The sequence below is a fragment of the Rhizobium hidalgonense genome (genome assembly GCF_002914525.1).
Taxonomy (GTDB): domain Bacteria; phylum Pseudomonadota; class Alphaproteobacteria; order Rhizobiales; family Rhizobiaceae; genus Rhizobium; species Rhizobium hidalgonense.
This window is the reverse complement of the sequence record NZ_LODW01000081.1, coordinates 1-19,324: the sequence shown is the minus strand read 5'-3', so window position 1 is coordinate 19,324 and position 19,324 is coordinate 1. Positions and strand designations below refer to the sequence as shown.

Below are 19,324 nucleotides of genomic sequence, written 5' to 3'. Positions count from 1 at the left end.
TGGGCCGTTCAACGCGCCAGGTATATGACGCTTGAGACCATGGCCCAAATGAGCGATGATCCCCAAATCGGCCTGCCCCGCTGTGATGTCGGGTCAGGAAACGAGCGGGACAGCAGGCTAATACACTGCCCGAATTGCCCCGTGTGGACGGCAAGCGTCAAGCCTTGATGCCAAATTCAAACGGATATGAGTGGGGCTTCGCAGCTGCGGCGAGGTCTCGATAGGGTCCGACAGTAAGCCCGAATGAGTGGGCACAATGGGACTGAAAGTGGGATCACTTGGTGAGCCCGTTGTTCCCGCGCGGAGATCCCGCCGCTATTCTCGCAAATGTCGGACAGCCGCCGCCCTTTGTCGCATTTGTCGAGATCACGACAATCGGTTTGTCCCGCTCTGCTCTACGCACCCGTCAAGCCACGGAGTGGTGCCTGCTTCGCAGTTTTGAATTTGAGAGCGAGCGGGCTACGGCTCCGTCATTGCTGGGGGTCCGATAGCGAAAGCCTGTTCGAGATGCGTGCTTCTCTATCGTCGCACAGGGCGTTTTCAGCATCTTGGGCCCTCTCACCGGTCTGAACAACTGTTTCAGCTTGATCATTTGAGGTTTTCGCAACCGAACGTGCTTGCCGTGGCTGGTCGGCAAGCCGTCGCTCGAACGATCATGGAATGCGATACTAAGTTTTCCGGAATCTGGATTCCAACTGGAATGCAGGAAGACGATCGGTAGTAGCGTTTTTAGCTCGCATTTTACGCTGCATTTTCGAGTGGCACGTCGCTTGCTTCATTTCTCGTGCCGCCGATTCACCGAAACTCAGAAAGAGCCAACGCAAGCTCTATGGTGGTGCGAATTGCCCACTGCTCCCGCGCCCAGACGGCGCGGAACCGTCCTAAAAGCGGCATTAATCTTGGCGAAGGACAATTCAAATCCAAGGGAGAGTAAGATGAGCATCACACGCAGACATGTCATCGTTCAGGGTGGCGTCATTGCAGCAGGCCTGCTCGCCAGCGGCCTACCGGGGACAAAAGCCTTCGCGCAGATACCGTCAATCCCTTGGCGGCGCTCACTGCAGGGCTTGGCCTGGAACGACCCGATCATCGAGACCTATCGCGACGCAGTGCGCCTTCTCAACGCCCTTCCCGCCAGCGACAAATTCAACTGGGTCAACCTCTCGAAAATTCACGGCAGCGGTGACGTCGTCAAATACTGCCCGCATGGCAACTGGTATTTCCTGCCGTGGCACAGGGCCTATACGGCTATGTACGAGCGCATCGTTCGGCACGTGACCAAGAACAACGATTTCGCTATGCCGTTCTGGGACTGGACCGACAATCCGTACCTGCCCGAAGTGTTCACAATGCAAAAGACGCCCGACGGCAAGGACAATCCACTTTATGTTTCGTCGCGCACCTGGCCAATCACGCAGCCGATGCCGGACAATATAGTTGGGCCACAGGTTCTCAACACCATCCTAACGGCGAAGCCATACGAGGTCTTCGGCACCACCCGCCCCCAGGGACAGAACTCACTCGATCCTTCCTGGGTCACCACCAGCAGCGGCACGCAGGGGACGCTGGAATACACACCGCACAATCAGGTGCACAACAATATCGGTGGCTGGATGCCGGAAATGTCGTCGCCCCGCGATCCGATCTTCTTCATGCATCATTGCAACATCGACCGCATCTGGGCGACGTGGAATTTGCGCAACGCCAACAGCACGGATCGGCTCTGGGCCGACATGCCGTTCACCGACAATTTTTACGATGTCGACGGCAACTTCTGGTCCCCGAAGGTCTCTGACCTTTATGTTCCAGAGGAACTCGGATACAATTATGGTTTCCGGACCTACTTCAAGGTCGCGGCGGCGAGCGCCAAAACGCTGGCCCTGAACGATAAACTCACGTCCGTGATCGCGGCGACGGCGACCGATGCTGCAGTCGCCGGCGTGACGACCACCTCCACGGACAACAGCAAGGCGGCAACGGAAAACGTGCCGCTTTCGCTGCCGATCAAGATCCCGGCGGGCGCATTGCAGGAGATCGTCCGCCAACCGCCTCTGCCATCCGGCATGGATACAATGGATTTCGGCGCGGCACAGGAGCAGGCGGCCTCCGCTCCTCGTGTGCTGGCATTCCTGCGCGATGTCGAGATCACCAGTGCCAGCACGACCAGCGTTCGGGTGTTTCTCGGCAAGAACGACCTTAAGGCCGATACGCCCGTCACCGATCCCCATTACGTCGGTTCTTTCGCCGTTCTCGGTCATGACGGCGACCATCATCGCAAACCATCCTTCGTCCTCGATCTGACGGACGCGATCCAGCGGGTTTACGGCGGAAGGGGGCAGACGGATGGCGAGGCCATCGACCTGCAGCTCATTCCTGTCGGATCGGGAGCGGGCAAACCCGGCGCCGTAGAGCCCGCAAAGCTAGAAATAGCCATAGTGTCCGCCTAACATCCGGACTGGCTGGGTTGTGGAGACATCGATGCGCTATCATCGTTGGGTGCTTATCGCTATTCGTGCGGCGGCATTATCGATGCTGCGCATCGTCAGCCCGGTTCAAGCTAACGAGAGCGACATGCGGGCAACGACCAGTAAGCCCGCGACGATAACCATATCGAGCAGAGCAGTCCACTCATCGGCTGATACCAGTGCGCGGGTCGTCCTTACTGTCACTGGTTATGAACCGTCGACTTCAGGACCAGTGACGACGGTCGTTTCGCTTGACTGCGGCAGTAACGTTCGCGAAATTGGTAGGTTTGGTATTTTTCCGAACAAGGCGTTTTCGGTATTGGACGGGGCAAAGCCTCAACGATTTGGGTTTCCCTTGCCCGATGACCCGTCTTGCCGTCAGCCACAGACCGTCATTATCCGGCTGGAGCCTCAAACAGGCGGCGGTTCGGGCGCCAGCATCACTATCAGCGACGCAAGCATCGAATAGATTGGCAGTCGGGGCTGATTTGCCGCTAGCTCCAGAACCTTGGCGGCAATGAAAGTCCGCCGGATAAAATAGAGGGTTTTGATAGGTTGTTGTGACAAAGGTCCAACGCGCAGCGCCTATCGTGGTCAACAGTTTACAGTCTTGCCGCTGCATTCGGCGACTGATGGTCGTCTGCAAGCAGGCAAAGGTTTTTGGCCGACCCGAGACTAGGCTCAAGATAAAGTCGCTCTTAAAGGCATTGAACCAACGACGCGTTCCTAGATCAGTAAAGTGACTCTTCAACCACTTCAGATGCTTGCGCGGAGTCTGTCCGAAAGCTGCATTGACTTCGCACGCGGTCCAAAACCGATTCAGACTGCGCGTTCAATTCAAAACTGAAGATTAGACGTGTGCTTTTAATGGCACTGGATTTGCAAGGACACGGGCGGCGTGCGGCCATAGGTATCGCTTCCATTCGTGATAGAGAGGCGCGGAGGTTAGTCTTGAAACGAAGAGATTTTTCGACTGTTGGGCTCACTGCTCTTCTCGCCGGGATCGTATTCCCGGCTTTTCCCAGCACCGGATTCAGTGAGCAGCGAAAGCCGTCCATCCCCGCACTCCCTGATCAGCGGAAACTTTGGAGTTGGATCAAAAGGCTCAACAGTTTCGGCCCCCGATTGACCGGCAGCCCGGCGCAAGCACGGGCAATCGATTATCTTGCTGGTGAGTTGAGAGGGATGGGCCTTGAGGTGAAGCGCGATCAACTCACGATGCGCCGGTGGATGCCACGAACCACCGCGTTCAAACTGTCAAATGGTGAAGTAATTGAGGTAGCGGCGCCGTTCCCGTATTCCGGGCTTACACCTCCCGGCGGTATCTCGGGTAAGATGGTTCTTTTCAACGGTCGGGTTCAGGCGTTTGAGAAAGCCCGCGGCAAAATTGCGGTGGTGACGGTAAAGCGTCGGGATCTGGCGGCATTCCTCGAACTGGTGACCAATCGACGCGGCAGCCTGCCGGAAGGCATAGACTTTCCCAAAGCCGTAACCACGCCGCTTATCACCGGTTTGCTTGGCGTACCGATCGACAAGGCGCGTGAAGCAGGGGTTTTAGCCGTCGTTTGCATTTTCGAAGGCGTCTCGGAAGTGCAGTTGAAGGGGCAGGTGCTGCCATTCACCACACCGTATTGGGGCTTACCTGCAATATGGGTGGCGCAATCTGAAGGAGAGCGGATCAAAGCCGCGATCAAGCACGGTTTGAGCGGTCGCCTGACCTTGGATGGCACGTTGGAAGACGTTGCGACCGATACGATTTATGCGGTTTTGCCGGGCTGCAACCTGCTTGAGACAATCATCATCAACACCCACACCGATGGACCTAATGCGTGCGAAGAGAACGGCGGTGCTGGGGTACTCGCTCTGGCGCATTATTTCTCCTCGCTACCGAAATCTGCCCGCAACCGAAGCCTCGTCTTCGTACTCGTCACGGGTCATTTCCAGCTTCCCCAGTTCGGCCGCCACGGGAATCAGGCGACGGCGACCTGGCTCGAAATGCATCCAGAATTGTGGGACGGCAAACCCGGCCATGCTAAAGCCGTTGCAGGAGCTACGATTGAGCATCTTGGATGTACCGAGTGGCGAGATGACTTTGCAAAAGGGCACCCCGCGCCCACCGGGAAGCCGGAACTCGATTTGATCTATACCAGTAATAAGTCGATGAGTGGCGTGTACATCGCTGCCGCACGCGGGCGCAAAAAGGTACGCGCGCTGATAGTCGCCCCAGCGGCGGCGCAGGTGATGTTGGGCGAAGGACAGCCATTATACGCATCAGGAATTCCGACGATATCAAGCTGTCCGATACCGGACTATCTTTGCCAGGTCTTGCCGGGCGGAGGCTTGGACCGGCTCGACCCTGATTACGCCTTTCAGCAAGTCGAAACCTTTGCCCGCACGGTCGACTTGCTCGACAGGATGCCGCGTGGTGAGATCGGAATCGTTCCGTTTAACCTGTCCACTGTTATCGGTGATCTGCTGTAAACCTGACCAACACTAACGCCAGCGAAAATGGCGGTGTCACGCGGTCGGCACTTTAACTGGCGCCGAGGATCATCTGGCAGTTCACGATAGTGCCGGGTCATAGCCGTCCCATCTGGGCACGCTTCGTCATGCATGAGATGACCGGCCTGCGTTTCCACATCGCGGCCTTCGAGGCTCTCGGCGGCGCTCCGCGGGAGTGCTTTGCGACCGGATGAAGACTGCCGTCATCGGTGAGCGTCAGACAGAAGGCATCGTCTATAAACCATGCCACCACCAGCCTTAGCCCCAACCAAAGCCACGCGGACGGCCGCTGAAACATCCTAGTTGGTGGGATCCCACACCGCAGGCGAATCCATCACCTCCTGTCCTCCGATAGTCTCCAACGAGCTGGGAGAAACTGCTGATCCAGGCTGAATGAAGACTTTGTGTGGCATTCCCTGGCGACGAGCTTGCTGCCCCTCTCCCGGCGTAGCTGGCTGACCCAGTGCTTGGCATAGACATTGCAGGGGATGAATGCGGCGGTAACTCGTTGGGGTCGGAAGTCGTCAAACTGCTTTCCTAGGCGTCGGCATTGCCTACCGAGCACCTCGCCAGACGGAAGCACGATCGATCTGGCACGTATGTATGCGTACGGGATCATAACCATAGAGGAGTTGAAACGATGGCGGATATTCTTACATCTCTAAACCCGCTCCGGTGGATTGAAGCGCCATCCACGGAACTGGAGAGCCAAGTGACCCAAAGTCTATTCCCGATGTTCCAACGCTTGGCGGAAGCGGGCGCTGAAACCGCTAAAATTCTGCAGGTTGCCTTATTGCGCCGCGTGCAAGTCATGTGCGACAGCCACTCTACCCGCCAGGGAAAGCTCTTTACTGAGGCCGAACGTCTTGCCGAGAGTCTACGCGAGGTGCACGGCAATGGGAATTTGGGCTACGCTTGGGCGGAATACCTGCGCGACGCTAGTGAGCGCGCCATATTGTGCATGGATCTTCTCCGACAGCGCGGCGACATCTTCCTCGAACATGAAGCGGCAGGCTGTCCGCCGGTTTTCTTCTGCGACTACGAGACAGTTATGGATGGAAACGATCTGCCCTTGAAATCCAATTACGTGTTACTTCGAATGATCCCGCCCCAAGGTGTTAACGTCGATGACACGAAGCGCCCCTTCATAATCATTTGCCCGCGCGCCGGACATAGTCCCGGCGTCGGTGGCCACAAAGAAGACAGCCAGGTCGGCGTAGCGTTCCGGGAAGGTCACCCGGTTTATTTGGTGTCCTTCCGCCGAGAGCCAGAGGGGGGGCAGTATCTCTCTAATGTCACGTATGCGGAAGCGGCCTTTGTTCGTGAGGTCATGCGCCTGCATCCGCTTGCCCGCCTTCCAGTCGTAGTCGGCAACTGCCAAGCTGGCTGGGCTACCCTTCTGATGGTTGCGACAAATCTCGACTTAGCTGGCCCGATCATCCTCAACGGATCGCCGGTGACACCTACCTCGGGAAATATCGGTGAAAATACCCTCCGCTACATGGCGGGCCTCTTCGGGGGAGCTTGGATAACCATGTTTTTGTCAGATCTGGGCGGAGGCATCTTCGACGGCGCCCATCTCGTACAGAATTTCGAAACGCTCAATCCCGAGCGCCAGTTATTCATGAAGTATGTCGAACTGTTCCGAGATGTGGATGCGGCGAGCGAAGCCTTCCTTAAGGCTGAGAAGTGGTGGGGCGGCTTCTGCCTGATGCGGGGAGACGAGATCCGCTGGATAGTTGAGCACCTCTTTGTTGGTAATCGACTGGCGCACAACAAGGCGTATGGGGAGCCGGACCGGCGGCATTTCGACCTTAAGAAGATCAGGGCGCCTATTATCATATTTGCCAGTCATGGCGACAATGTCACGCCGCCGCAGCAGGCGCTGAATTGGATCCCCGAAATCTATGACAACGAGGAGGAAATCCGCCTTCTCGGCCAGCACATTATTTATATGGTACACAACGACGTCGGTCACCTCGGTACATTCGTTTCCTCGAGAGTAATCAACAAAGAATACAATGAGGTTGCAAGCACGCTCGAGGCAATTGAGGCGTTGTTGCCTGGCCTTTACGAGATGCGCATCACGGACATTCAAGAAGATGCTGGACACAAGAGCTATAGTGTTGAACTGATCGAGCGCACCTTCGAGAATATCCGTGAGTTTAACGATGGCCATGACGATGGAGGTCCCTTCGCTGCCGTCGCCCGCGTCTCTGAACTGCAAGCGCAGATCTATCACACAGTTGCCCGCCCCTTTGTGCAGGCCGCGGTCACAGACATCTCAGCAGACGCCAGCCGAATGTTCCATCCAAAGCGGCTGGAGCGATCGCTGCTGTCTTCTCAGAATCCGATCATGGTTGGCTATAAGTCAATTTCAGAGCAGGTACGGAACTCCCGGGCGAACGCAGCAGCGGAAAATCCTTTCCTGGCTGCGGAAGCGCTCTATTTCAAGGCTGTCGAACAGGCGATCGTGGTCATGCGCGACTGGCGCGACATGGGTTATGAGCTCGCGTTTCACATGATCTGGAACAACCCTTGGCAGCGATATTTTGACAATCCCCACGAAGCATACCGCAAAGGGACGACACTTGACGATATGAGATGGCAGCCGGACATCGCCAATGCGCTCAGGAGGATCGCGATCGGCGGACTCGCCGATGCCATCATCCGTATGGTCGTACTCCTGGTGAGCGATCGTGGCGGGATCCGACGCGACCGCCTGGCGCGCTGGTCACGGGTGCTGACCGAGGACGAGCCCTTCCGCTCACTAAGCGCTGATCATTTGGCCGAAATCACTCGCGTGCAGACGGCTATCGTCACCTTTGAGCCGGAGCAAGCAATCGAGACGCTGCCGCTGTTGCTAACGGAACCGAGGCAACGGCAACTCGCTTATGCAGCCGCTTGCTATATCCCGGGCTCCAGGGCGGAGATGTCATCGAGTACTGTTGCCATGCTACAGCGCTTCGCGGACGTGCTTGGCCAGCCATCGATCGTCGATGTGATTGAGGATCCGCTGGCAGTGACATAGTTTGTTCGTAGAGTAGCGTCTCGATCTCACCGAATCACATAATTATTGGTTTTCGCTCGTTGGTCACGGAGGCGCTTGAAACAATTCCATCGCAAATTCAGCCAGGACCGCAGATCGGAAAATTGCCATTGGACATCCGTCCTTTACAACGCAACGATGCCGTAATCCGGTTCAGTGATCGGGCCGGCAGAGGGCGGATTGAAACTGTGGAGGAAGGCTCTCGTCATAGGGCTGGCGCTCGCTGCAAATCATCGTGATCGAACGCACTGGCCATACGGTTGATCTCGGCTGACCGCGCACCGACCGCCTTGGCGGTCTCGCGCCACCTTGCGGTGTCGCGACTTCCTTAATGATCGCGCGAGCCTCGGCGAGCGTTAGGGCGTAGATCGGCGGGCGGACATTGTCGGCCATCAGGACACCAATTGAACTAGGCCATTTGGACTAGAATTTCCACTTATGGCGCGCCAACCGATCGGTTCCTCATGGATCGGGAAGCCGACCTCTACACAGCGGGCTCAATCCTCTAGAATAGTTGCTAATGACCGCTCATCAGACAATCTGATTGAAAGTTCCCCGCGAAGCAGCCATATATTTAGCTCAAATTCATTAGTGCTACGTAGGACATTGATCATGGTAGATGTGGAGCTGCAGGTCGCTCGGCAAAATGCCTCTCTTCGAGTGCAAGTCGAAGAAAGGCTCAGACAGGCTATTGCGACGGGCAAGTTCAAGCCGGGGCAAAGGCTCGTCGAGCGCGAGCTTTGCGAAATGATCGGCGTGGGTCGCACGTCCGTCCGTGAAGCGCTTCGGCAGCTTGAGGCAGAGGGATTGATCACAAGCTTCCCCCACAAGGGTCCAGTTGTCAGTATCATAACCTATGAGGAGGCCGCTCAGCTCTACACCGTCCGCGCGCTGCTCGAGGGGTTTGCTGGTCAGCAGTTCGCCGAAAATGGAACGGCGGAAGATATTGCCACTTTGCAAGATGCCGTTAGAGAATTCGAAGCGTCGGCGGAAAGCGGCGTGGGACACAGGCTCATCGCTGCCAAAAACGCCTTCTATGACTGCTTGATGGATGGCAGCAAAAACGTCTTCGTCAGGCAAATGCTAACATCGCTGCACAACCGGATCAATCTTCTGCGCATGACTTCGATGACACAACCGGGGCGCCTCAAACATAGCATTGCAGAAATCAAAGAGATTGCCGAAGCGATCCAAAATCGCAACGGACCCAGGGCTGCGGCCGCTTGTAAGCACCACATTGATATGGCTGCGAAAGTCGCACTCGAGTACCTGCGCAACAACACCTCAGGCTGATGCCATAAGATTTTCCGAAAATTGACAGATTGTCTGATGCTGGAGGTGGCCGGGTGTAATTAAATCCTTCAGGGCACGGTGCTTTTGACAACGCAACAACCTCTCTGGTGTCCATCGGACGATAAGATGGGTGCTGCTTGCACGGTCATTTTAAGTGAGGTGATTGAAGAAGCGACGGCAAAATTGGCGTCGTAGCGAGGGAGGGCCGGCCCAAGCATGAATTTTCCGATTGACAGATTGTCTGATAGGTCGTTAACTACTCCTCACTAACGGAGGTAGCTGATTGTGCTTGCCTCACATTCGGGAGCGGGACGTTGTCACCACGAAAAAATCTGCGCGTCGCCTTTATTGGTCTCGGCGCAATGGGCGGGCCGATGGCACAACATCTGTTGTCGGCTCAATTCGAAGTCACTGGCTTTGATCTATCGGCCGAGGCTAGGGAAAGGTTCGCGGCCGTCGGCGGCGTTCCGGCAGAGACGGTAGCGGAAGCATTCAATGGCGCCGATGTTGCGGTTACCATGCTTCCCAACGGCAAGATTGTTCAAGACGCGCTCTTCAAGGATGGGGCCTGGCAATCCCTGAGTGCTGACGCGCTTGTCATCGACATGAGCTCATCGGCGCCCAATGATACTCGTGAGCTCGCAGAGCGCTTGCATCAGAAGGGCTTGCGGCTGGTCGATGCTCCCGTGTCAGGCGGAGTGAAGCGAGCCGTCGAAGGCTCTCTTACTATCATGGCAGGCGGTGCTTCTGACGATATCGATCAAGCTGATCCCATCCTGTGCGCCATGGGCGGCCAGATTTTTAGGACAGGCCCGATCGGCTCAGGGCACGCCATGAAAGCCATCAACAATTTCGTATCGGGAGCCGGGGTTCTGGCAGCTATCGAAGGCGTTCTTCTTGGCCGAACGTTTGGTCTCGATCCTAGAACGATCGTCGATATTCTCAACTCGTCGTCTGGCAAGAACAACGCAACAGAAGTGAAGATGAAGCAGTTCATCCTCTCGGAGACTTTTGGCTCTGGTTTTGCTTTGGGGCTTATGGCGAAAGACATTAGGATTGCAGCGGACTTGTCGAAGGCGCTCAATCTCCAGCTGCCGACATTGGCCGGTACCGCTGATGCCTGGGATGCTGCTCGGCATGCTTTAGGCCCCGATGTCGACCATACGAAAATTGCGCAGTTCGTGAAAGATCAGGCCTGACCGCGAAAAACTACGCCAAACTGACAGTTGAAAATTGTCTGATAATCTGTCAAATATGATGAAGGGAGCGAAACCCAATGGCCACTTTGGACAGGAAAGATAAGGGGTCTAAGGCCGGCGAGCGAACAGCTCCATCGGAGCAGTTCAAGCGCGGACTTGCTACTCGTCGGCAGGTGATGGGGGACGCTTACGTTGATGCGGCCCTCGGAAAGGCGACCGACTTCACCTGGCCGATGCAGGAACTCGTCACCGAGTATTGTTGGGACAATATCTGGAACCGACCTGGCCTCGACCGTCGCGCTCGATCGATCCTCAACCTTGGAATGATAGCGGTTTTAAACCGACCGCACGAGCTCAGAGGCCACATCCGCGGCGCCATCAACAACGGTGTTACGAAACAGGAGATCCAGGAGATCTTCCTTCAGGTGGCTATCTACGTTGGTGTGCCAGCAGGCATCGACAGTTTCAGGCATGCCCAGGAAGTATTCACCGAAATGGGCATTTGAGAATGTGCTGTCCCGTGAGGGGGCATGTACAACATGCGCGGAGTTCTCAGCGCTTATCAACAAGGGAGGAGCCTAAAATGGCGATAGATCTCAAGAAATTCATAGAATTCGTGCGGGAGGATTTCGAGTTCAAGCGCGAAACTCGTTATCTTAACGGTATATTAAAATGCGATTTCCCTACCCGCAGTGTAGCGCTTCATTTCGAGGACGGTACGTTGCTAAAGGTGGAAGAGGCCGAATACGACGACGACAAGTGCACTATCGTCATACGCGGGACCGGTTCACAGTGGGAGGCGCTGCTTCAGCACAAACCCTTGCCGTTTTATCAGTGCTTGCAGTCATCAAACATCAAGCATGGCCTCTACCTTAGCAGTAACAACGAAACCTTCGCGTATCTGCCTGCTCTCAACCGCATGACCACCCTGATGCGCAATGCCCGTTCTGAAGGAGCAGCAGCATGACCAAGTTTGACCCCATTATCGGCCGTTATCTCTATCTCACCGTAGAAGGTATCGAGTACCGCGTCTATTACGAAGAAGCGGGCCAGGGGATTCCGCTTCTCGTCGGTCATACGGCAGGGTCCGACGGTCGCCAATACCGTCATATGCTTTGCGATTCCGACGTGACAAAAAATTTTCGCGTCATCGCGTTCGATCTGCCGTATCACGGCAAGTCCCTTCCCCCCTACGGCGTTCGCTGGTGGGAGAAGGAATACAACATGACCAAGAAGTTCATGATGGACTTCCAGCTCGAACTCTCAAAAGCGCTCGACCTAGACCGCCCCGTTTATTTGGGCAGCTCCATGGGCGGCCATCTCGCGATCGACCTGGCATCGAACTATCCGGACAACTTCCGCGCCACGATCTCGGTCGAAGGTGCGTTGCGCTCGGCGGCGGAGTACGTCGACGTCGGTATGGCTGGCATCCGCAGGGAGTTCGACAATCCAAACGTCAATCGCACCTCCATCGGTGCGGCGATGATGCTGAATATCTCACCGTACTCGCCAGAAGCGAATGTCCGTGAAATCCAGTGGGAATACAGCTGCGGTGGACCGGGAATCTTCGCGGGTGATCTTTATTACTACTACTACGACCACGATGTGTCGCCAGAGGAAGCCAGCAAAATCGATACGTCGAAATGTATGCTATACTTCCTCACGGGCGAATACGATCCAAACACGTCCCCGGCCGATACCAAGATTGCTGCAGACCTGGTCAAAGGCTCCAAGTTTTGGACAATGGAAAAGCTCGGACATTTTCCCGTTACTGAGGACTATAGCGAGTTCCGGAAGTATCTGTTGCCGATTCTTGAGGAGATCCAACAGTCATCAGCAGCTCGGTCTAAGGTTGCCTGATCCTTTTCTCGGGAGGAGAACTTCAATGAGGTGCATTCTGAATGTCACACTTGGGGCGCTGATCTCGGTTAGCGCCCTGGCGACAACCGCTTACGCGGATGGTGTCGATCAGCTACCGGCTACAGAAAAGAAGATCTATGAAACTGTAGATCCGCAGATTCCATTGGGGGCGAGCGCCTACAAAGACTTCAAGCCCAAAAAGGGTCCTCCGTGGAAGATCGGCTATGCAAGCAGCTACGCTGGCAACACCTGGCGAGCCGCAGCTCTCGATGCGGTCATGAGCGATCTTTTACCGCGATCAAAGGCTGCGGGCCTGGTGTCTGATGTCGTGGTCACCCAGTCGGATCTTAAAGACGCCGTTCAGATCCAGCAGATGCGTCAGATGGTGGACGAAGGCGTCGATGCAATCATCATCTGCTGCTCGAACGTCACGGCTCTTAATCAGACGATCGAATATGCCTACAAAGCCGGTGTGCCGGTGTTCTCATTTTCGGGCTACGTGACGTCGCCATACGCCATCAATGGCGCGGCCAATCACGCGCAGGGCGGTGCCGAGATGGCGACGTGGCTGGCGGAAAAAATAGGAAAGAAGGGCAATATCCTTCTCGTTTCTGGTATTCCCGGTTTCGCTTCTTCGGACAGCTTTGACAAAGCGGCTAAGGAAGCACTTGCTAAGTACCCCGACATAAAGATCGTCGGTGAAGTTGCAGGGAAGTGGACCGACCAGGTGGCCCAGGTCGAAGTTCAGAAGTTTCTTGCGACGAACCCGACGAAGATTGATGGGATCCTCACGCAGGGGGCCCAAGAGAACGGCGTTCTCAACGCAATGCTGCAGTCAGGTCGAGACATGATCCCGATTACTCTCGGGGGGGAAGCTTCCGCCGCGTGCTACTGGCGCAAGAACCCCGAGTTTGTGGACAGGAGTTTCCATATTTGGCCGCCGCGTCGCGAGATGCAACAGATGTGGGAGATCATGCTCCGCACATTGGAGGGACAAGGCCCTAAGGTTCAGTCCTTCCTTCGACCCGTCTTGCCTTACACCATCGATGAAGTCCGCGCGGCAATACCAGAAGATTGCGACTTGAACTCGACAGACTTCGTGGAGCCCAAGGCGGACGGGTGGTTTCCTGCTGCGATTGCTGCAGACTACTTCGAACGCCCGGCTGATCCCTGGAAGCCTGTGTCGAAGTGAAACTGTTCTGCCCGGTGGGTCTTGCCACCGGACAGAAGTTTCTCTTGTGGGAGGACCGCCTCGCGCGGCCGTTGGGATTAGAGGATCTCCGATGCAAAACCAAACTACGATCAAGTTGATCAATGTTGCCAAGTCTTTCGGCGAGACTAAGGCCTTAAAGAAGTGTGATTTTGAAGCCCGGGCCGGAGAAGTGCACGCCATCGTCGGAGAGAATGGAAGTGGCAAAAGCACGATGGCGAAGATCATGTCTGGAGTGTTGCACCCAGATTCCGGGAGCGTTTCGGTCCTTGGAGAAGAGATTTCGACTCCGACTGACGCCAAGCGCATCGGGCTGACAACGATCTTCCAGGAAGTGCTGGTGGCCGACGAGGCCAGTGTATTGGAAAACCTGTATGTCGGGCGCGACGGCATCTTCCGCTCGCAGGGCGGCAGTGGTCGGCGTACCGAGGCTGAGGAGATCCTGAAACGCCTCGTCGGCAAGCCCGTGGATCTCGATCAGAACGTTGGGGCATTGCCTCTGAGCGTCAAGCAATGGATAGTTATTGCGCGAGCGGTCTTGCGCAGGCCGAAGGTCCTCATCCTCGATGAATCGTCTGCGGCATTAGACCTCGATTCCACGATCCGCCTCCACGAGGAAATTGATCGTCTCCGTAGGGAAGGTGCGACCGTGCTGATCGTAACGCATCGGATCGCTGAACTTGTCCGCATCGCCGATCGAGCCACGATCCTTCGCGACGGCGTCACCATTGGTACGCTCGAGAAGCATGAAATAACTGAAGAGAACCTGCTTTCAATGATGACGCCCGCGGACCGAAACGCAAGCGACGCGAAGGCGTACGAATCAAAGCAAGTAGGCGCCGCCGCGCCGGCCGTGGTAGCGGTAAGAGACCTCGTTACTCACAGCGCGGCAGCGCCCTTCGATTTCGATCTACCGAAAGGAGCGATCATCGGTGTTGCAGGACTCGACGGGCAGGGGCAGGACGCTTTCGTACGCGCCGTTGCGGGTATCATCCAGCCTTTTGGTGGTAATGTCCAAGTCTGGTCATCCAGCACCGAGAGAATGAAAAAGGTCGCATCGCTCGAAGACGCTACCAAAGCAGGAATCTCGTATATTTCCGGCGACCGCAAGCGTGAAGGTATCTTCCCTCAGCAGAGCATCTTCGAAAATCTTGCCATCGGCGTCTATCGCAAGAACCTCGGTCCTCTTGGTATAATCAATAAGGCCGGCCTCAAACCCATGTTCAAACGCGAGGTGGATCGGCTCCGGATTAAGATTGGAAGTCCGGCGAACAAGATCACCTCACTGTCGGGCGGAAATCAGCAAAAAGTTTTGATCGGCCGTGCCTTTGCAAACCAACCGTCCGTCATCGTCCTTAACGATCCCGCTCGCGGTGTCGACCTCGGAACGAAGCGCGATCTCTACCGCGAACTGCGCCTGTTCACGGAGAAGGGTGGCAGCGTGATTTATCTATCAAGCGAAATCGAAGAGTTCATCGGCTTTGCGGACCGCGTCGACGTCTTCTTTGCTGGAAGGCTTTTCCGGTCGCTAGCAGGCGAGGACATAGCGGAAGAGCCAATCTTGGCCGCAATGTTTGGAAAATCGCCAAACGCCTCCATCGAGTTCGATCTGGAAAGGACTGCATGATGTCTGGAATCGCATTCCGTCAAATCACCCAGGACCGTTCCCTCTTCGTGCCGGCCGGCCTATTCATTGTCCTTTTGGTCGCCGTTGCCCTACGCGGACACGGGCTATTCACGAACAACGGCCTCGCAGGTGCAATCCTTGTCGCCACGCCCTTGATTCTAACGGCGCTTGCCCTCACCCCCATTGTCATGGCGGGTCGTGGAGCAGTGGACCTTTCAGTTGGCCCCTTGATGGGGTTCATCAACGTTACCCTTATTACCTGGCTTGTGGGTAACGGAATTACCAACCCTATCGCAGTGATAGTATGGGCAGTCGGCCTGGGAGCGGCATTCCAGCTACTCCAGGCGCTGGTTATCATTTATGTGCGTGTCGCTCCGATAATCGTTACGCTGTCGGGTTTTCTTGTCCTCTCCGGGTTGAACCTGATGGTGATGTCCCGACCGGGTGGAGTCGCGCCCGACTGGATGCTTAGCTGGGGGGCGGGGACCGACATCATGTCACCTGTTTTGCTGTTGCTGGTTGCAGCGTATGCATTATGGCTCCTTCTCAGGGGGACTATGTTTTACCGCAACCTTCGCATGACGGGTGCGGATGAGCGCATGGCGTATACGAGCGGCGTTCGAGTGGACGCAGTCCGCATCATCGCCCACGTTGTTGGTGGAGCATTCGCTGGACTTGCCGCCCTCAGCTACACGGCGCTGATCTCCTCTGGTGATCCGACGCAGGGCAGCACCTACACCCTTCAGGCTGTTACGGCCCTGGTTCTCGGAGGTGCGAGCCTCTCCGGTGGTCGTGGTGGAGCACTTGGATCTACGCTTGGCGCGATCAACATGTTCCTCATCTCCTATCTCCTCTCCACCTTCAACTTCGGCACGGTTTCGGGGTTCGTTACCCAGATGGCATTCGGCTTAATCCTCGTCGGATCACTTCTCGTGAACGTCTTTGTCATCAGTCGCCGCGCGGTTGTGTAAGGAGCAAGATAATGGTCGCGACAGTTATGAATTCCGAAATCAAATCGGCTCAGAAGTCTAACCCGCTCAAGGCTCATCGGAGCATCGTCATTGGCTTTGTTCTTCTGGCCTCTCTCTTAGCACTCGGTGCATTGCTGGTCCCCGGCTTCGTATCATCCCAAAACGCGCGTTCAATCCTTCTTCTCGCAGCGTTTCTGGGGCTTGCCTCCATTGGCCAGACCCTGTGCGCTCTGGTCGGTGCGCTCGATCTTTCGATACCATATATTATTGGAGGCGCGAACATCCTCCTTCCCAGCCTTATGGTCGCAGGTATTCCCGCTCCCCTCGCGATGCTGGTTGTCATGCTCCTCGGTGCGCTTGTCGGGGCCGCCAATGGCGCCCTGAGCTTCCGTCTCCAAGGGCAAGCGCTGATCATGTCGCTCGGAGTTGGCTTCGCGGCCGTCGGTGCGGTCCAGATCTACACCTCACTCGGCTCGGCGTTTGGTGGTACAGTGTTTGCTCCGGTACCCGAATGGCTGAGGAACATTTCGGCGTTCAACGGAAAGTTTTTCGGCCTGTCGCTGCCTCCGGTCATCGTGATCTGGGCTATCGTCGCCATCGCGCTTGGATGGTTCATGTACAACACCTGGTTTGGCCGCAGCATTTACGCCGTCGGCGGAAGCCGGACGGCGGCCGCCCGCCTCGGAATCTCCGAATTCAAGGTCTGGACCGTCATCCATAGCGTCAGCGGTGCCATGTCTGCAATCACGGGCATGCTGCTACTAGGGTTTTCCGGTGGTGGCTTCGTCGGCGTGGGCGACCCTTATCTTTTCACCACCGTAGCAGCGGTGGTGATTGGAGGGACGTCGCTTCTTGGTGGGGCGGGCGGCTATGGCGCGACAGTGCTCGGTGTTCTTGTCCTGACTGTACTGACCTCGCTTCTAGTTGGCCTCGGACTGAACTTTCCGGCGCAGCAGGCTGTCGTCGGTCTGCTCATCGTTCCGATGGTCGCGATATACGCACGGTCACCACACATTCGAAATCAGATATGATCAATGCATAGAAAGGAAGATCCATGGCAATCTCCAGCACCCTGCTAGGCCGTTTAAAGGACCAGACTCTCGTTCGCGAGCAGATGCTGGTTGGAGGAAAGTGGTCGAGCGAAGGGGTAAACGGCACACGCATCAACGTGCTAAACCCCTCCACGATGGACGTCCTTGCCTCTTTGCCTAGCGCTGGCCTTGCTGAAGTGCGAGCCTCTATCGATGCTGCAAAGGCTGCACAGAAGAAGTGGGCTAAGGTTTCGGCGAAGGAACGCTCGCTGATCATGCGGAAGTTCTACGAAGAGGTGGTAGCTAACGCTGAAGACCTGGCCGTAATTCTGACATCGGAAATGGGCAAGCCACTGGCGGAAGCGCGTGGCGAGATTGCTTACGGCGCTTCCTACATCGAATGGTTCGGTGAGGAAGCCAAGCGTGTCTATGGTGACACCATTCCAGGTCACCAGGCCGACAAGCGACTGCTTGTCATCAAGCAGCCGGTTGGCGTTGTGGCCGCCATCGCTCCTTGGAACTTTCCGTCGGCGATGGTGTGCCGCAAGATCGCGCCGGCGCTCGCGTCCGGCTGCGCGATCGTATTCAAGCCTGCTGCCGAGACTCCGTTATCGGCGCTTGCATTGGCGATCCTCGCGGAGCGTGCCGGAATACCCGATGGCTTGTTCAGCGTCCTCCCGACGGATAATGCAAGAATGTTTGGCGAGGAGGTCTGCTCCAACCCGGTCGTCAAGAAACTGACCTTCACCGGTTCGACCGAAGTTGGCCGTATCTTGATGGCGCAAGGCGCCCAGAAGATCATGAAGCTGAGCCTGGAACTCGGCGGCAATGCGCCGTTTATCGTTTTCGACGATGCAGATCTCGACCAGGCGGTCGAGGGGGCTATGCTTTCTAAGTTTCGTAACGCGGGTCAGACCTGCGTGTGCGCGAACCGTATTTACGTACAGAGCGGGATCCATGACAGGTTCGTCGAGAAGCTGGCAATGCGCGTGAGTGCCTTGCAGGTTCTTGACGGGTTTGAGAGCGGGGCGACGATCGGCCCGTTGATCAACGATGAAGCGGTAGCAAAGCTCTATGGTCATATCGATGACGCTGTGACCAAGGGTGCGACTGTCGTGGTTGGTGGTGACCGCGATGCTCGCGGAGGCACGTTCGTCCAACCAACGCTTCTCTCGGGTGCCACAAAGGATATGAAGGTTGCGCGTGAGGAAACCTTCGCGCCTCTGGCTCCGGTGTTCAAGTTCGATACTGTCGAGGAAGTCATCGAACTCGCGAACGATACGGAATTCGGCTTGGCAGCCTACTTTTTCGCCAACGACCTCAGGAACGTTTGGAAGGTCACAGAGGCGCTGGAATACGGCATGGTTGGCGTGAACACGGGTCTGATTTCCACCGAATTAGCGCCATTCGGCGGCGTCAAGCAATCCGGCTTCGGCCGAGAGGGCTCAAAGTACGGAATGGATGACTTCTTATCCATGAAATACGTCTGCATGGGCGGGATCGGCGCATAGCGATCGCCCAAGGGTCGCTCGCCGACTGAACTTAAAGGGGGAGAGGTCTGTTGAATAGAGGCAGGACAGCAACATCCTCTCCGCCGGTTGCGAGGTCTCAAAAGGCTGGACTTTTCTAGAGGTTTCGCGGGAGCTGTCCTACGGATCTTCCCTTCCGACCCCTTCTGGGGCCGGCCTTGCAGACGAGATTTCTGCCTGTCTTTTCGATTGTCGATCCTTCCGCCAATGCCCTACAAGGTAAGTCTTTCCCAGATAGCTTGTATCCTTCGAAGAGGTAACACGACATGAACGAGCTGTTGCACCGTGGCGTTGTCGTTTCAACGTATCGGAGTCCTGAGCAGGAGCATGATCACCACCCGATCGATGCACGCGTTCGTCCTGAAATCGATCAGGCCGACGATGCTGCACGTGCCAGCGTGGAGGGTCAAGCGAAAGCCATTCGCGTCAACCAGCGACGCGTCAAGGTGTAGTTGTCGGCGGCCGCACCCTCAGTGTCGGTTTGACGTAGCCGCCGATCTTCGCCGGCGCCAGGCCTTTATGGTAGATCCGGATGCGTCCGGGTCATCCAGACGTCAAACGCGTAATGCAGGAAGAGATTCGATAGGA

Annotated in this window: 15 protein-coding genes and 2 pseudogenes; 16 read left to right on the top strand and 1 reads right to left on the bottom strand. The window is 56.3% G+C overall.

Features of this window, described 5'->3' with window-relative positions:
• The first annotated feature begins 935 nt into the window (after window positions 1-935).
• The 5 genes and pseudogenes from ATY29_RS25185 to ATY29_RS25165 all read left to right on the top strand — a co-directional run bounded on the left by ATY29_RS25185 (window position 936) and on the right by ATY29_RS25165 (window position 7,998).
• A complete protein-coding gene (locus tag ATY29_RS25185) occupies window positions 936-2,447 on the top strand; it encodes a tyrosinase family protein (protein WP_004668600.1) in 1,512 nt (503 codons plus the stop codon).
• 31 nt (window positions 2,448-2,478) lie between these two features.
• Complete coding sequence (locus tag ATY29_RS25180) at window positions 2,479-2,934, top strand: hypothetical protein (protein WP_004668602.1); 456 nt, start codon at window positions 2,479-2,481, stop codon at window positions 2,932-2,934.
• A 482-nt stretch (window positions 2,935-3,416) separates the two neighbouring features.
• Complete coding sequence (locus ATY29_RS25175; protein ID WP_097537436.1) at window positions 3,417-4,946, top strand: zinc-binding metallopeptidase family protein; 1,530 nt, start codon at window positions 3,417-3,419, stop codon at window positions 4,944-4,946.
• Window positions 4,947-5,011: 65 nt separating this feature from the next.
• Window positions 5,012-5,205 (top strand): annotated as a pseudogene (locus ATY29_RS25170) (IS21 family transposase); the annotation flags it as partial.
• A 402-nt stretch (window positions 5,206-5,607) separates the two neighbouring features.
• Entirely contained in the window at window positions 5,608-7,998 is a 2,391-nt protein-coding gene (locus ATY29_RS25165; RefSeq protein WP_097537435.1) for a DUF3141 domain-containing protein, read from the top strand.
• 223 nt (window positions 7,999-8,221) lie between these two features.
• Here the strand turns inward: ATY29_RS25165 and ATY29_RS38365 are convergent.
• Window positions 8,222-8,382 (bottom strand): annotated as a pseudogene (locus tag ATY29_RS38365) (type II toxin-antitoxin system HipA family toxin); the annotation flags it as partial.
• A gap of 246 nt (window positions 8,383-8,628) precedes the next feature.
• Between ATY29_RS38365 and ATY29_RS25155 the strand changes: the two are divergent.
• The 11 genes from ATY29_RS25155 to ATY29_RS25105 all read left to right on the top strand — a co-directional run bounded on the left by ATY29_RS25155 (window position 8,629) and on the right by ATY29_RS25105 (window position 19,188).
• A complete protein-coding gene (locus ATY29_RS25155; RefSeq protein ID WP_004668612.1) occupies window positions 8,629-9,309 on the top strand; it encodes a GntR family transcriptional regulator in 681 nt (226 codons plus the stop codon).
• Window positions 9,310-9,623: 314 nt separating this feature from the next.
• Entirely contained in the window at window positions 9,624-10,508 is an 885-nt protein-coding gene (locus tag ATY29_RS25150; protein ID WP_011053340.1) for an NAD(P)-dependent oxidoreductase, read from the top strand.
• A 77-nt stretch (window positions 10,509-10,585) separates the two neighbouring features.
• Window positions 10,586-11,014 (top strand): carboxymuconolactone decarboxylase family protein, encoded by a 429-nt coding sequence (locus ATY29_RS25145; protein ID WP_004668619.1) that lies wholly within the window; start codon window positions 10,586-10,588, stop codon window positions 11,012-11,014.
• Window positions 11,015-11,091: 77 nt separating this feature from the next.
• Window positions 11,092-11,475, top strand: a complete 384-nt coding sequence (locus tag ATY29_RS25140) for a hypothetical protein (protein ID WP_004668622.1) — start codon at window positions 11,092-11,094, stop codon at window positions 11,473-11,475.
• Entirely contained in the window at window positions 11,472-12,368 is an 897-nt protein-coding gene (locus tag ATY29_RS25135) for an alpha/beta fold hydrolase (RefSeq protein WP_004668623.1), read from the top strand. The genes ATY29_RS25140 and ATY29_RS25135 overlap by 4 nt, the downstream gene beginning before the upstream one ends.
• A 25-nt stretch (window positions 12,369-12,393) precedes the next feature.
• Window positions 12,394-13,560 carry an ABC transporter substrate-binding protein gene (locus ATY29_RS25130; protein ID WP_008534334.1) on the top strand — a complete coding sequence of 389 codons (1,167 nt, stop codon included), beginning with the start codon at window positions 12,394-12,396 and terminating at the stop codon, window positions 13,558-13,560.
• A gap of 91 nt (window positions 13,561-13,651) precedes the next feature.
• Entirely contained in the window at window positions 13,652-15,205 is a 1,554-nt protein-coding gene (locus ATY29_RS25125) for a sugar ABC transporter ATP-binding protein (RefSeq protein WP_064823765.1), read from the top strand.
• Window positions 15,202-16,176 carry an ABC transporter permease gene (locus ATY29_RS25120; protein ID WP_008534336.1) on the top strand — a complete coding sequence of 325 codons (975 nt, stop codon included), beginning with the start codon at window positions 15,202-15,204 and terminating at the stop codon, window positions 16,174-16,176. Before ATY29_RS25125 ends, ATY29_RS25120 begins: the two co-directional genes overlap by 4 nt.
• A gap of 11 nt (window positions 16,177-16,187) precedes the next feature.
• Window positions 16,188-17,207: an ABC transporter permease gene (locus tag ATY29_RS25115; protein WP_004668632.1), complete on the top strand. Its 1,020-nt coding sequence runs from the start codon at window positions 16,188-16,190 to the stop codon at window positions 17,205-17,207.
• Window positions 17,208-17,230: 23 nt separating this feature from the next.
• Window positions 17,231-18,718 carry an NAD-dependent succinate-semialdehyde dehydrogenase gene (locus tag ATY29_RS25110; protein WP_008534338.1) on the top strand — a complete coding sequence of 496 codons (1,488 nt, stop codon included), beginning with the start codon at window positions 17,231-17,233 and terminating at the stop codon, window positions 18,716-18,718.
• Between the two features lie 284 nt (window positions 18,719-19,002).
• On the top strand, window positions 19,003-19,188 hold the full coding sequence (locus ATY29_RS25105; protein WP_004668636.1) for a hypothetical protein: 186 nt from the start codon (window positions 19,003-19,005) through the stop codon (window positions 19,186-19,188).
• Window positions 19,189-19,324: the final 136 nt, after the last annotated feature.